Origin of the sequence: Nostoc sp. (assembly GCF_036917195.1) — a bacterium.
GTDB lineage: Bacteria > Cyanobacteriota > Cyanobacteriia > Cyanobacteriales > Nostocaceae > Nostoc.
In genome coordinates this window covers 90,083-103,084 of record NZ_JBALDG010000077.1, presented here as the reverse complement: position 1 = coordinate 103,084, position 13,002 = coordinate 90,083, and the positions used below count along the sequence as shown (strand labels likewise).

Genomic DNA, 13,002 nt, shown 5'->3' with positions numbered 1-13,002 from the left:
TTAGTAAAGTGGTGCGTTACGCCAAGGGCTAACGCACCCCACTAAAATTACTGCTAAACATAGGAGTTAGAATATACGTAGATCAGGCTTAGGTGGATCTTTATTACTTGTGCTGGCGTAATTGCTCTACTATATATTCTTCTAGTTCTTGTTTTTCTCTGTTACTGGCATTTCGTTGATAAGTTCTTCCTGTTTCTTGCATAAACTTACGTTTCTCGCTTGGAGAAGATTTAAATTTACCTCCAGATGCTTGCAGCTTTTGCTGTAATTCTTCCCAAGTCTTTTCACCGACACTTTCACCTAGTTTGACCAGTACCTTTGGTAGTAATGTTTTTGCCTCTCTTTGAAAATCTTCTTCTGTCTCAAGGGAAGCTAAATCTATTTTGCTGAAATCGATATCGATTTGAAACTTACTCATAGAATTGTATTTGTTCTTTTAACGATTATTAACACAATGTGGATTTGCGGATATTACTTACCGACCTTGTTGTTGTCAGATGATGAGTATCAAAATTGAAATATATCAAATTATAAGTCTGCAATTCACCAAAATCCTCAAAAGCACGATTTTTTATTTGTGTATCTTGCCTTAAATCATGGTTATATCTCAGATAATCATTGATTTTATCAATTTTTAAAGAATGATTTAAGACTTTTATATCAAAAGGAATATACATTTAGTGAATGCAAGCTTAACCAGGCTAAGAGTATTAAAAATGCTATCTTAAAGGCAAAGGTCATTTGCTAAATTTTTGAGGAAAACGCTATGACTACAACGCTTAAAGAGGCTAATTCTATTGAGTCATTGCTAGGTAAAGAGGCTGAAGAACTGCTTACCTACAAAGCAAAGGTTTCTCGTGATTTAATACATTTGCCGGGTCCAGACTTCGTAGATCGAATCTGGCTCAACAGCGATCGCAATCCTCAAGTATTGCGTAATCTCCAGTTACTTTATTTTACTGGTCGTCTGGCAAACACAGGTTATCTCTCGATTTTACCAGTAGACCAAGGGATTGAACACTCGGCGGGTGCGTCTTTTGCACCCAATCCGATTTACTTTGATCCAGAAAATATTGTCAAGCTAGCGATCGCCGCAGGTTGCAATGCTGTTGCTACCACTTTGGGGACATTAGGTATAGTTTCGCGCAAATATGCCCACAAAATTCCCTTTATTGCCAAAATCAATCACAACGAATTGCTGACTTTCCCTAATCAATTTGACCAGATATTGTTTGCTGATGTCGAACAAGCTTGGAATTTAGGGGCCACCGCCGTCGGTGCGACAATTTACTTTGGTTCAGAGCAGTCTACTAGACAAATTCAAGAAATCAGCAAAGCTTTTAAACGCGCCCATGAACTCGGTTTGGTCACAATTCTCTGGTGCTATCTGCGGAATAACGCTTTTAAACAAGACAAAGATTACCACCTTGCTGCTGACCTTACCGGACAAGCGAATCATTTGGGTGTGACGATTGAAGCCGACATCATCAAACAAAAGTTACCCGAAAATAATAATGGTTATGGTGCAATTGCCAAAGCTACTGGTAAGAGTTACGGGAAAACCGATGAGCGGGTTTACACAGAATTGACAACCGATCACCCAATTGATTTAGCTCGTTACCAAGTACTAAATTGTTACTCTGGGCGTGTAGGGTTGATTAATTCTGGTGGCGCGACTGGTAAAAATGATTTCGCCGAAGCAATTCGCACCGCCACGATCAACAAACGCGCTGGTGGTTCGGGATTAATTTCTGGGCGAAAGACCTTCCAACGTCCCTTTGAGGAAGGTGTAAAACTGTTTCATAGCATTCAGGATGTTTACCTATCGCCAGATGTGACGATAGCTTAAAGAGTAGGGAGTAGAGACGCGATTAATCGCGTCTGTACATGATTTATAAGAATTCTTTCCCCAATTCCCATTTTTATCTAACGTTTCTCACTAAGAAATCTGGTTGACCACAACTTTTTTGCGATCGCTTCAAAATCTCCGCGCTACAAATACCAGGTTCCCCGTTTTTGGAATAACAAAAAAAGACTTCTTGCAAAAATCTTCCCGAACCAGAACAAAAAGGTGCTATACCATCAGCAGTAATTTGATTATTCGCACTCACAAATGAATTTTTAAAATTTGTAGTTGTGGTACGCAAAGGTTTATTAGGACGATTATAAGCTGCGGGAATAGCGATCGCATCTTTTAATTTTTTACTAAATGCCAAATATTCCGCAGGAGTTTTCCCAGAACAAGTACCATGTTTTTCCCATTCATGATCGAGAAGTTTAGGGCTAGGAAACAAATTAGGAAACCGCCGCTTTACTTCCGACGGTAATTTTTGCGTGGAACAATTAGCAGGATAACCACTTTGGTACTGTGGCCACAAACCATGTAGTACAAAACCAAGTTTCTTTCCAGAACCACACTGCTGCGGGTCACGGGTGCCGTTTGCTGCACAATAATCCGGCGACCAAGAGAGTGTCAGTACATAAAAATCGAATTGACCCGGAGTACCGCGATTTTGAGCAATGGCAGCATTAGGTATGAAAAGACCAGTAATTAACAGAGAAGATGCAATCAAAAGTTTCTTAATCTGCATATAAACAGTTAGTTTTCCCTAAAATTAAAGTTATATGCAATACATTCTTAAGAGTCAAGGATCAAGAATCAAGGGTCAGGAATTCTTCCCCAGTCCCCAACGAATCTAGAAAAAGCAAATCTTGGTAGGGATTCTGGGATATCCTTAGATAAGTGAAAGATTTGCCAAAAATAGTAAGAATGAAGCTGGCAGCAAGAGTAAGTCAGGTAACACCTTCATTAACCTTAGCGATCGCAGCCAAGGCTAAGGCACTGAAGGTAGAAGGAATAGATGTTTGTAGTTTTAGCGCCGGAGAACCAGATTTTGATACCCCAGCGCATATTAAAGCCGCAGCAGTCAAAGCTTTGGAAGAAGGTAAAACCAAATACGGTGCAGTAGCTGGAGAACCAAAGTTAAGGGAAGCGATCGCCCACAAGCTTAAAACTGATAACGGTCTTGATTACAAATCAGAGAATGTGATTGTCACCAATGGCGGTAAGCATTCTTTGTACAACTTAATAGTGGCGCTAATCGATCCAGGTGATGAGGTAATTATCCCTGCACCCTACTGGCTAAGTTATCCCGAAATGGTGACTTTAGTTGGTGGAGTTTCGGTGATTGTGCCCACAGATGCCACGACGGGTTATAAAATTACTCCCGAACAACTCCGTAAAGCAATCACGCCGAAGACGAAGTTATTTATCCTCAACTCTCCATCTAATCCTACAGGGATGGTTTACACGCTAGATGAAATCAAAGCACTGGCGCAGGTAGTAGTTGATGCAGATATCTTTGTCGTCTCTGATGAGATTTACGAAAAAATTCTCTACGACGGTGCAGAACATGTCAGCATCGGTTCTCTAGGGAAGGAAATTTTTGACCGCAGTTTGATCAGTAATGGGTTTGCGAAGGCTTATTCCATGACTGGGTGGCGTATCGGCTATTTAGCGGGGCCAGTGGAAATTATTAAAGCAGCGAGTACCATTCAAGGACATAGTACATCTAACGTGTGTACCTTTGCCCAATATGGTGCGATCGCAGCTTTGGAAAGTGATCAAGATTGTGTCGAAGAAATGCGCCAAGCCTTCGCCAAACGGCGACAAGTCATGTTAGACAGACTCAACGCTATTCCTGGATTGAGTACTGCCTCACCAGATGGCGCTTTTTATCTGTTCCCTGATATCAGCAAAACCGGTCTAAAATCTCTAGAATTTTGTGACGCCTTGCTGGAAGAACATCAAGTTGCAGTCATTCCCGGAATTGCTTTTGGCGCTGATGACAACATTCGCCTTTCCTACGCCACAGATATGGCGACGATTGAGAAGGGAATGGATAGATTAGAGAAATTTGTCAAGTCGCGTATTTAGTTAGTTGTCATTTATGAGGAGAATTTACCAACTCTCCAACTTCTTAACTCCACCTTTTCGACTTAGAACAGGTGGAATTCATTTTCAAACCTGAAGTTCCAAGTTCCAAGCTTGAAGTTCCGAGTTCCAAGGCTGAAGTGCCGAGTTCCGAGGTTGAAGTTTCGAGTTCCGAGGTTGAAGTTCCGAGTTCCGAAGTTGAAGTTCCGAGTTCCGAGGTTGAAGTTCCGAGTTCCGAAGTTGAAGTTCCGAGTTCAAAGGCTGAAGTTTCGAGTTCCGAAGTTGAAGTTCCGAGTTCCAAACCTCAAGTAATGCGTTCCAATAAAACGAATAAAAATAATTTCAATATCATAACTGCGGATTTTCTCATGACTGAACCTCACCGTCTCTCAATACTTAAACCAAACGAATTCTACACATTCTACAGCATACTTTTATTTAGAACTTATCAAACGTCGAAACGACCTAACTAGTACAATTCCTCCAACCAAGGCAAAAATTGATCCTAAACTAGTAAACATAATAGGTAAAAACCATAAACTTAGCCAAGAGTTGATCCTGGCAGAATCTGGCTTTTGAGGACTGTATAATATTTCTACCTGCTGACCTTTAGTAAATTCTGGTGGGTTGGTGCCTGTATCCGCTTCAAAAACCGTTGATTCACCAGAACGGGCAGTAAATTTTACCACTGGATGGTAGACATAAGAAGAACGACCCTCACTATCAGTTGATGAACGTTGCACCAAATCGATTATTGTCCCTTGTGCAGGTATTGCCGAGGTCACAAAGGAACGAGTATTCAGTCCAATAATTATGCCCGTGACGGCAATTATGCTGCCAACACCGCCGAATATTGAACCAAATATACGAGAGAAGTTTGTATCTTCATTCATAAAATGTTGAAAAGTTCGATGTCGCCAAAAGTTTTGATTTCAACTTTTAGGTTAATATTTTTAGATTAGATAACAATCGGGGAAAACTAGGGGAGGCAAGTCTTGAGACTATACCCAAATCTGAAGTTGGGCATTCCCAATCTCATGTTTTGTGTTCCCAGCTTAAAGTTTTTCAAGTTCCCCGCATTCACACAAACAACCGCGCCATAGTGCAAACAAAATTTGGTAACAGAGGTGAAGAGAGGTCATCTGTTGCGAATAATGTTGCCACTAATTTCAGGACTGCTTTTTCTCAGTGATTGCCCAATGCCCCTGACATCTACATTAACTCCATCTCCCGCAACCCCTGGCTTAGTCTCTTTGCCTCTTCGGGATTATACCTTTCATGAAGGGCGATCGCTTTTCTAAAAGCTGTTAAACTATCTTGATGATTGCCAACTTTGAGCAACACTACCCCTAAATTTTGATACGCTTCGGCATAGTTGGGATTTAACTCGATTGCATTTTGATAATGTGCGATCGCATCTGTAAATAAACCCAAAGCCTTAAATATCATCGCTAAATTATAATGTCCAACAACAAAAGTTGGGTCAATTTTCAAAGTTGTGGCGTAAGCAGTTTTCGCACCATCGAAATCACCTGCTGCTTTGAGTAAGTTACCCAAGTTGTTGTATGCTCCTAATTTGAGCATGGGGTAAATTGGCAATTTGATTGCAGCTTTATAGTGATAAATTGCCTGTGGAGATTTTTGCAACCGACTGTAGGCAATGCCTAAATGATAGTGGAGTTCATATAAAATATCGTAGTTATCTTCAGCAGCGGTGATTCCTCGTCTAAGCAACTCCATACCTGGGGAAATTTTCCCAGTTTGCACATACAATGCCCCTAATTTACTGCAAACATAAGGGTCATCAGGATGAGTCGCGAGAAACCCTTCCATCGCCGTAGCTGCTTTGGCATATTTGTTATTTTGAGCGATCGCACTTTTTTGATATCCTACGTGTAAAAGTGCCACCCCTGGTAAATATCCTACTTGCCAATGGGGTTCTTTGGTTAAAATTGCTGACACACTATCATCTACTAGGGCATGGTAAGGACGGTCAAAATGAATATCTGGATGATTGCGGAATAGCCTGGAAACCAGAGAATAAGGAGATTGTTCTGCACCAACTTCATGGCGGAGGAGGTTGAGGAGCAGGTATTCGTCTCTTGCGATCGCCTCCCGCAATTGCGGTAAAATTGCTGGTGTCAGAGTTTCATCAGCATCTAATACCAGAATCCAATCACCAGTGACATATTTTAGAGCTGCATTACGGGCAGCACTGAAGTCATTACACCATTTAAAATGATAGACTTTTGCACCGAGTTGTTGGGCAATATTGGGAGTGCGATCAATTGAACCTGTATCCAAGACTACCATTTCATCCACCACTTTTCTGACACTGTTCAGGCATTTAGGTAGTGTTGCTGATTCGTTTTTCACAATCATGCACAGACTGAGTTTCATATTGCCAATAAATTCTGGGTTCAGATTTTTTGCTTGCTGTAGTCACCAACTTTTATTTTGTGCCGATATAGCATCAGATAATCATATGGCGAGTTTTTAACAAAGAACAGGATAAGGATATTTTATTTCCCATCAAAAATGCTCAAGTTCTACTTGTTAGACAAGTTTACTGAAACTAACTCAAGATATATCTATTTTAGTTCTTTGACAATTTTTCTAAATAAGGCTAAAAAATCTTAACAGGGTGAGTCGCTACAAAGCCTTCTAATCAAGCTGTAAAGTGTAATTCTCATCAGTGTCAGATTATTGACACATCATCTACATACCTCATTTGCTCTAGACTCCATAGAGGTCAATTTACCCTTCACGCCTGGATTTATGAAATTGAGAGTGGAGAAGTCTTTGCTGACGATGCCGATACGGGTCGATTTAAAATCAGAGAAAATCACCCCTTACCTGTACCTAATCCTCTAATAGGTGTACACTCAAAATAGTAGATTTATCTAATATGTCTGGGCTAATAGTTAATAATATTTTAAACTAGATATTACCCATTTGTCATGCTTGTATAACTATAATACAGATTATATAAATAGTCATATAGATTATGAAAAATTCATTCACCAAAACAGCAAATTTATTTCGCCAAAATCTCAAAGAATATTTGCGATCGCTTCAGTATTGGTTTTTCAATACACCAGAAAGGTCGCTCTTAGAAGCTCAACAAGCAGCCCAGAGAATTAAAAACATCGAAATCGAACATTTTGGTAACAAAAAAATATCATCAGAATCAGTAAATTATACTGAGAATGTGATGTCTTACTGGCAAGGATACCTTGAGAAGAATTTAACTATTATCAAAATCAGGCTTGCAGAGTTCCGGCTTAGTCGGGGAATTGTCAATATCTCTAATTCTGTTTTATTAGAAAAGTTGAAGGTTATTGATGAAGTTGTAGAGAAGTACGCTATTAAAGATGAACTAATTAGCAACAGTGCGTTAGAATCAACTTCTCAACCACTACAAGTTAACCAGAGCGAAATCAACAAACAGCCAGACTCATCTAATATCAATAGTATTCAAGCTCTACTTCCATCTCAAAAAACTGGGGCAATTCCAAGGTCTTTTGGCAAAACAGTTAACAGAATTAAAGCGGGATTCTCCCCACAGGCAGAAGAAGAATTTATTAGAAGTTACCGAAGTTCTCGAAATCGGACAAAAACTGCTCTGAGATTTTTATTAGTTCTAATTATTGTACCGTTTTTAACTCAGCATTTTTCTAAGCAATTCTTAGTAGTTCCCCTATTAGAAAAGATTAGAGGAGATCAAATTCAAACTTTCCTTAATTATGATATACAGAAAGAAGCTCTCCATGAATTACATAATTTTGAGCAAGCATTGAAATTTGAACATTTACTTAATCAAGCGCCACCACTTTCTTCAGAGGTAATAACAGAAAAAATCAAAGACAAAGCAATCGAAATAGCTGAAAAATCTCATATCCAAAGTAGTAGCGCTATTGGTAATGTTTTTGCAGATTTAATATCACTAATTTCTTTTAGCATAATCATCGCTTTCAGCAAAAAAGAAATTATGATTGTGAAGTCTTTTATGGATACCATTGTCTATGGTCTCAGCGATAGTGCTAAAGCTTTTTTAATTATTTTGTTTACAGACATATTCGTAGGATTTCACTCACCAGATGGGTGGGAGGTTCTTCTTGAAGGATTTGCAGAACATTTAGGTTTGCCAGCCAGTAGAAATGCAATATTTTTCTTTATTGCTACATTTCCAGTGATTTTAAACACTATCTTTAAATACTGGATATTCCGCTATCTGAGTCGCTTATCTCCGTCAGCATTAGCTACATTAAAAGAGATGGACGAGTAATTCATAATTTATAATTATTTTGACGCATTTGTCTTATGATTCGCTAGGCTATGTATATCCTGGTTCTTCCAAAGCGTACTATGGATTTTGAAAGCAAAGCCAATGTCCCAACTCCCACAGATAACATAGAGTTTGCTCAACCAACTACTACTCGTAAGCCATTGGAATTGTTGCGAGATACTGAGGCTTTGCTACGTCGCCCAACCGTAGCAACACTGTCGCCGATTTTGCCACCAAAACTAAGTAATAGATTCCAAGCAACCTCATCTTTGGCAGATGACTCCTTTAAGGAACTGGCAAAAATTGACCTAGACAGTATTAGTGATTTTGAACTGCGACCTGCACGAATTCATGTTGGCTTAAGCTTTGTTGGTTTTGGGGCGCTGCTGATATTAGTGCTGCTGCTGTACTTAAACACCTTGCGTCCAGAACTCAGAATGGTTGAACAGATTCAGCGATATTGGTATCAATATGTTTGGTTTGTCAGTTTGGGTGTTACGGGGATGTTTATGTTGGGACGTGAAGCGATGCGTCCTATGCCAAAGCGGCGAAAATGAAAAGTCGCAAGTGGTGACATATACACTCACTGCTTCGCATTTTTCCTAAAATTGAGAGAGTCTCTCTAAGAATTTTGAGTGGCCTTTATTCCGTATTTCTTTTAGGTCAAATGTGGTCTTTTCGTCGTGACAATGCCGATGCAATAGTTGCAGATTTTTGTATTCATCCTTGCTGTATAAAACTCTGGGGGTGATGTGGTCTACTTCTAAAACATCCCAATTTTGGAAAATTAATCCGCACCACGGACATTTACCCTTTTGCTGCTTAAAAGCAACTTAGCCTTACGATTGAGCATCTCAGGATGTGTCCCTAGTCTTGTACTCCAATAAACTGTGTCGCTATCGTAGGGGCTTTTATCGCCTTTAACTTTTACATAAGTGCTACTGCAAAAAAACGAGCTATGTTTGAGTAACCGAAGGGGGTTCGCTTTCCCTTCTCTGGTTGCGAATACCCAGTTTTCGTCGCTTATAGATGTCCAGTATTTATCTGAATCGGCTTTTGCCGTTTTACATTAGCGTTTTGCTCATCGTCGAAGTTTCAAGTATGTGAGGTGGTCTTGTTTTGCGAGATTTCCCACTGTTTTAGCGTCGGAGTTTGAAAAGTAAGAAGTCCATCCCCTGATTATGAGGTTAAGGTCTTTGATTAATACCGGAATGGCACTAATAAAAGCTCTAAGCTATGCAGGATAAGGGCTACAGATTTGAAAGCTATTGAACAGTGGAGAATGAGTCAGGCGATTAGTCTTGATGCAGGGTCAGCGAAGCGCGAATTTTACTTGACACAATTTCAATTCTATGTAGTGTATACATCACACTATATTTGCTAGTAAGCTGCGATCGCTCCGGCGTTGCTTCCTTGCACTGGAAATACAATAGTATCTCTTTCGGCTTCCTACCTTGCTGCTAGCTGAATGATACAGTATGAGCGTTGCTAAAAACTGATAACTATGAGCGGCGAGATTGTTGAAAAACTGAAGGAAGCTAGTACTGGCTTGTTAATGATGAGCGAGTCGGATTACCCTTTCGAGGTTGTTCAGTGGGAAGGTGCTGCACCTGCAACACAGGAAAAAATATTACAGTTAACAGGTTCTCAAGACCTGCCAATAGAAGTAGTAGATTTGGACTATCTCTTTCGTAATTGTGCATTTGAGCAAGAGTGGCACAATGAATTACAGAAAAAAGATGTTCAAAAATTTCAAACACTTGTCCAGACACTTAAAGATAATCTTAGTGACATCAACGTTTATCGGGTTGGACAAATAAATATTGACACTTACATCATAGGACAAACTAAAAATGGTGACTTAGCTGGAGTAGTAACAAAACTGGTTGAAACCTAGTAAGCAGTTTGGAAATTTATCTAAATAAAAGCCTAGCCATCTTTGCGGCTAGGCTTTCTCGTTTTTGAAATTATCCAAACTTATAAATTATCAACTTGCGCTTCTATTACAGACTGAATAGATGTTGAAACTTCTGAGAGAAAATTGTATCCAGTTAGGGATTCTAATGAGTCAACGCTAACCCGATAGTTTCTCCAATTCGCTGTTCGCACCCCTTGAGTATTGGGAATATTTACACTAATTACTCTGGTGCTGGTTGTCACGCCAGCAATGCCTGAACCTAGAGTATTTAGTACAACAATAATTTTCCAAGTTCTATTCGGGACTTGAACCCGTCCATTAGCTACTGTATAGAACCTTCCGTTAGATCCGGTACCGCCCATCCCATATCCACCAGAGATGATGTAGAGTTCTTTACCCTGTCCTACTAGAGTTCTGGCATAATCTTCCAGGTTTGCCCAAATCCCCTGATTGTTATCTGGGGCTTGAGCAATCATGTTGCTCATCAAAAAAGTGGCAGAATTATTGGTAACACTACTAGTTCTGTCGCCACTAGGTATCATGTGACCACGATCAAAGCCACTTCCGCTAAAATCGGTAGATTGAACTTGATAGCACCCAAAAGGAAGTGTTGTATCAGCCCGAAAAGTATCTTGCCTTGGTGTGCTACCTAACCAACTATTATTCAACTGCCAAGACACCCAATTTGGTCTACCTATTCCGCAGTTGTAACTAATTACATACTGTGGTTTTACCAGCAAGTAGTTATTTAAGCTGGAAGTTCCAGCGTTACTGGGGTTGCCAAGAGTTAGGTGAACACTTACTGATGACTGGGCTAGTATTATCAGTGTCAACCCAATTATAAACAAAACTACCGCCATAAATGACAGTAGAAATTTGAAAATATTGATTTTTTTCATATTTTTGCTTCCTTTAGTTAAAATTTTATAAACTATCGGTTTATCGTTAGATAATTGACTAATTCCTTCAAGAGTAAAATTTACACTTTTGGTTTTTGATTTTTGTTTTTTAGCATCATTTAATGAGTTGTTACGTGCGATAATAGTTTTTTGGTCAGGCTTGGGTTTATCAATATTCGGTGTTTCGATACTATCTGCTATAACACTAGCTTTGGATACATTCTTAGTAGAAGTTAAAGTATTTAAGTTTGCATTTATAAGCTTCTGAATAATCTGTCCAAATTTGTCAGGTGTAATTTTTTTAAATTAATATAACCAATTGTTGGAAGAAGCCCTGGAATTTCTGTATCATCATTGGCAGGTAAAAGATAATCTTCTTCTCTTTTGAATGCACGAGCCTGAGCGCTTTTTCTTTCGTGATTAGTCCAAGTTTTCCTTAAATAATGTTTATAAATAAACATGACACAAAAGTGTGCTTCATTACGATAAATTTCATCTAAATGAACATACAAGTTCTTGCCCCAAAGATTAACCTGTTCAAATTCGTCATAGAAAACTTTGATACTAGCAGCTTGAAGATTAATTGCAACTGCTCGAACATATTCTCGATTTTCACTTGCAAAAGACAATACAACATCGTATTTTTTGATCATAATTAGTAATTTGCAGTACAACATAAAAAAACGTATTTTTTTATGTTGTACAAAAATGACACTGCTATACTAAGATTATGCAGTGGAATTTACAGTATGACCTCATCTCAATTTAGTATCAGAATTCCGCCAGAGCTTGAACAGAGGCAATGAGTTATGCCAAGCAGAATGGCATGACAAACACAAAAGTGATGATTGATGCCTTAGCTCACTACCTTAGTTGTACTAAGGATGTGCATTGAAGCTGCAAACGCTTATTTGCTAAGATTTTCAGTGCAACAACATTGAAACAGGGCAACTTCTGATCACCATGTCAACATCTACAATCGATAGTAAAGACGCAGCAGCTATCCAAGCCGCCAGAGTTGGGGTTGCTATATGCGATCGCTCTGGCTGGGGACGCATCAAAGTGTCTGGCGATGATCGCCTCAATTTCTTACACAACCAAAGTACTAACAATTTCCAAATACTTAAGCCAGGACAAGGTTGTGATACGGTTTTTGTCACTTCCACAGCCAGGACAATTGATTTAGCAACCGCCTACGTTAGAGAAAATGCAGTAATCCTGCTGGTCTCACCCAATCGCCGCCAGTTTCTCATGGAATGGCTGGATAAATATATTTTCTTTGCCGATAAGGTGGAATTATCTGATATCACACAATACACCAACACCTTTAGTCTGATTGGCCCAGGAAGTGACGCTGTTTTAGAAAAGTTGGGTATTAGTGAACTCATCGGGCAAGCTTACGGTAGTCACAAAGTATATACGATTGCTTCTGCCGAGGGAGTGCGGATTGCTGTGGGTAGTGGGTTAGCGGCTCCCGGATACACCTTAACTTTCCCCTATACTGATAAATCTTCGGTGTGGAACAAATTGTTAGAAGCTGGGGCGGTAGAGATGAGCGATCGCGCCTGGGATGCCTTGCGAATCTTACAAGGCCGCCCCGCCCCAGATGCTGAACTCACAGATGATTACAATCCTCTGGAGGTTGGTTTGTGGCAAACAATTTCTTTTAATAAAGGTTGCTATATTGGGCAAGAAACCATCGCTCGGTTAAACACATATAAAGGTGTAAAACAACACCTTTTAGGTATCCGCCTTAGTGCCCCGGTGTCAGTTGGAAGTGCGATCGCAGTTGGAGATGAAAAGGTCGGCAAACTTACCAGTTACACAGAAACTGCTGATGGTTATTTTGGACTAGGTTACATTCGCACTAAAGCTGGTGGCGTGGGCTTGAAAGTCAAAGTGGGAGAAACTGAAGGTGAAGTAGTAGAAATCCCGTTTGTTTCTCAGGAATACCCATAAGCAA

15 protein-coding genes are annotated in these 13,002 nt (G+C 39.7%); 6 read left to right on the top strand and 9 right to left on the bottom strand.

Going from position 1 to position 13,002, the window contains the following annotated elements:
* Positions 1 to 103 precede the first annotated feature (103 nt).
* A complete protein-coding gene (locus V7K40_RS26880) occupies positions 104 to 418 on the bottom strand; it encodes a hypothetical protein (RefSeq protein ID WP_334965167.1) in 315 nt (104 codons plus the stop codon).
* Between the two features lie 348 nt (positions 419 to 766).
* Between V7K40_RS26880 and V7K40_RS26875 the strand changes: the two genes are divergently transcribed.
* Positions 767 to 1,849, top strand: a complete 1,083-nt coding sequence (locus V7K40_RS26875; RefSeq protein ID WP_334965165.1) for a class I fructose-bisphosphate aldolase — start codon at positions 767 to 769, stop codon at positions 1,847 to 1,849.
* Between the two features lie 73 nt (positions 1,850 to 1,922).
* Here the strand turns inward: V7K40_RS26875 and V7K40_RS26870 are convergent, their stop codons facing one another.
* Complete coding sequence (locus V7K40_RS26870) at positions 1,923 to 2,591, bottom strand: ribonuclease (RefSeq protein ID WP_334965163.1); 669 nt, start codon at positions 2,589 to 2,591, stop codon at positions 1,923 to 1,925.
* 179 nt (positions 2,592 to 2,770) lie between these two features.
* Here V7K40_RS26870 and V7K40_RS26865 point away from each other — a divergent pair, with 179 nt between their 5' ends.
* Complete coding sequence (locus V7K40_RS26865; RefSeq protein ID WP_334965161.1) at positions 2,771 to 3,937, top strand: pyridoxal phosphate-dependent aminotransferase; 1,167 nt, start codon at positions 2,771 to 2,773, stop codon at positions 3,935 to 3,937.
* 84 nt (positions 3,938 to 4,021) lie between these two features.
* Here V7K40_RS26865 and V7K40_RS26860 read toward each other — a convergent pair whose 3' ends face one another.
* The 3 genes from V7K40_RS26860 to V7K40_RS26850 form a co-directional block, all read right to left on the bottom strand.
* Entirely contained in the window at positions 4,022 to 4,192 is a 171-nt protein-coding gene (locus tag V7K40_RS26860; protein WP_334965159.1) for a hypothetical protein, read from the bottom strand.
* Positions 4,193 to 4,368: 176 nt separating this feature from the next.
* Complete coding sequence (locus tag V7K40_RS26855; RefSeq protein WP_334965157.1) at positions 4,369 to 4,827, bottom strand: DUF3592 domain-containing protein; 459 nt, start codon at positions 4,825 to 4,827, stop codon at positions 4,369 to 4,371.
* Between the two features lie 319 nt (positions 4,828 to 5,146).
* Positions 5,147 to 6,334: a glycosyltransferase gene (locus tag V7K40_RS26850; RefSeq protein WP_334965155.1), complete on the bottom strand. Its 1,188-nt coding sequence runs from the start codon at positions 6,332 to 6,334 to the stop codon at positions 5,147 to 5,149.
* Positions 6,335 to 6,941: 607 nt separating this feature from the next.
* On the opposite strand from V7K40_RS26850, the gene V7K40_RS26845 reads away from it, so the two are divergent.
* Positions 6,942 to 8,222, top strand: a complete 1,281-nt coding sequence (locus V7K40_RS26845) for a proton extrusion protein PcxA (RefSeq protein ID WP_334965153.1) — start codon at positions 6,942 to 6,944, stop codon at positions 8,220 to 8,222.
* 80 nt (positions 8,223 to 8,302) lie between these two features.
* On the top strand, positions 8,303 to 8,779 hold the full coding sequence (locus tag V7K40_RS26840; RefSeq protein WP_334965151.1) for a hypothetical protein: 477 nt from the start codon (positions 8,303 to 8,305) through the stop codon (positions 8,777 to 8,779).
* 45 nt (positions 8,780 to 8,824) lie between these two features.
* Here the strand turns inward: V7K40_RS26840 and V7K40_RS26835 are convergent, their stop codons facing one another.
* On the bottom strand, positions 8,825 to 8,974 hold the full coding sequence (locus tag V7K40_RS26835) for an HNH endonuclease (RefSeq protein ID WP_334965392.1): 150 nt from the start codon (positions 8,972 to 8,974) through the stop codon (positions 8,825 to 8,827).
* 329 nt (positions 8,975 to 9,303) lie between these two features.
* Entirely contained in the window at positions 9,304 to 9,402 is a 99-nt protein-coding gene (locus V7K40_RS26830; protein WP_334965390.1) for a hypothetical protein, read from the bottom strand.
* 324 nt (positions 9,403 to 9,726) lie between these two features.
* Here V7K40_RS26830 and V7K40_RS26825 point away from each other — a divergent pair, with 324 nt between their 5' ends.
* The gene (locus V7K40_RS26825) at positions 9,727 to 10,119 is read left to right on the top strand and encodes a nuclease A inhibitor family protein (protein ID WP_334965149.1); all 393 of its coding nucleotides are present in this window, start codon (positions 9,727 to 9,729) and stop codon (positions 10,117 to 10,119) included.
* A gap of 80 nt (positions 10,120 to 10,199) precedes the next feature.
* On the opposite strand, the gene V7K40_RS26820 is transcribed toward V7K40_RS26825, so the two are convergent.
* Positions 10,200 to 11,039: a DNA/RNA non-specific endonuclease gene (locus tag V7K40_RS26820; RefSeq protein WP_334965147.1), complete on the bottom strand. Its 840-nt coding sequence runs from the start codon at positions 11,037 to 11,039 to the stop codon at positions 10,200 to 10,202.
* Between the two features lie 254 nt (positions 11,040 to 11,293).
* Positions 11,294 to 11,692: a TIR domain-containing protein gene (locus tag V7K40_RS26815; protein ID WP_334965145.1), complete on the bottom strand. Its 399-nt coding sequence runs from the start codon at positions 11,690 to 11,692 to the stop codon at positions 11,294 to 11,296.
* A gap of 310 nt (positions 11,693 to 12,002) precedes the next feature.
* Between V7K40_RS26815 and V7K40_RS26810 the strand changes: the two genes are divergently transcribed.
* Positions 12,003 to 12,998, top strand: a complete 996-nt coding sequence (locus tag V7K40_RS26810; protein WP_334965143.1) for a folate-binding protein — start codon at positions 12,003 to 12,005, stop codon at positions 12,996 to 12,998.
* Positions 12,999 to 13,002: the final 4 nt, after the last annotated feature.

Coding starts and splice junctions, on each gene's coding strand:
- V7K40_RS26880 (WP_334965167.1), bottom strand. CDS start 418: ATGAGTAAGTTTCAAATCGATATCGATTTCAGCAAAATAGATTTAGCT.
- V7K40_RS26875 (WP_334965165.1), top strand. CDS start 767: ATGACTACAACGCTTAAAGAGGCTAATTCTATTGAGTCATTGCTAGGT.
- V7K40_RS26870 (WP_334965163.1), bottom strand. CDS start 2,591: ATGCAGATTAAGAAACTTTTGATTGCATCTTCTCTGTTAATTACTGGT.
- V7K40_RS26865 (WP_334965161.1), top strand. CDS start 2,771: ATGAAGCTGGCAGCAAGAGTAAGTCAGGTAACACCTTCATTAACCTTA.
- V7K40_RS26855 (WP_334965157.1), bottom strand. CDS start 4,827: ATGAATGAAGATACAAACTTCTCTCGTATATTTGGTTCAATATTCGGC.
- V7K40_RS26850 (WP_334965155.1), bottom strand. CDS start 6,334: ATGAAACTCAGTCTGTGCATGATTGTGAAAAACGAATCAGCAACACTA.
- V7K40_RS26845 (WP_334965153.1), top strand. CDS start 6,942: ATGAAAAATTCATTCACCAAAACAGCAAATTTATTTCGCCAAAATCTC.
- V7K40_RS26840 (WP_334965151.1), top strand. CDS start 8,303: ATGGATTTTGAAAGCAAAGCCAATGTCCCAACTCCCACAGATAACATA.
- V7K40_RS26825 (WP_334965149.1), top strand. CDS start 9,727: ATGAGCGGCGAGATTGTTGAAAAACTGAAGGAAGCTAGTACTGGCTTG.
- V7K40_RS26820 (WP_334965147.1), bottom strand. CDS start 11,039: ATGAAAAAAATCAATATTTTCAAATTTCTACTGTCATTTATGGCGGTA.
- V7K40_RS26815 (WP_334965145.1), bottom strand. CDS start 11,692: ATGATCAAAAAATACGATGTTGTATTGTCTTTTGCAAGTGAAAATCGA.
- V7K40_RS26810 (WP_334965143.1), top strand. CDS start 12,003: ATGTCAACATCTACAATCGATAGTAAAGACGCAGCAGCTATCCAAGCC.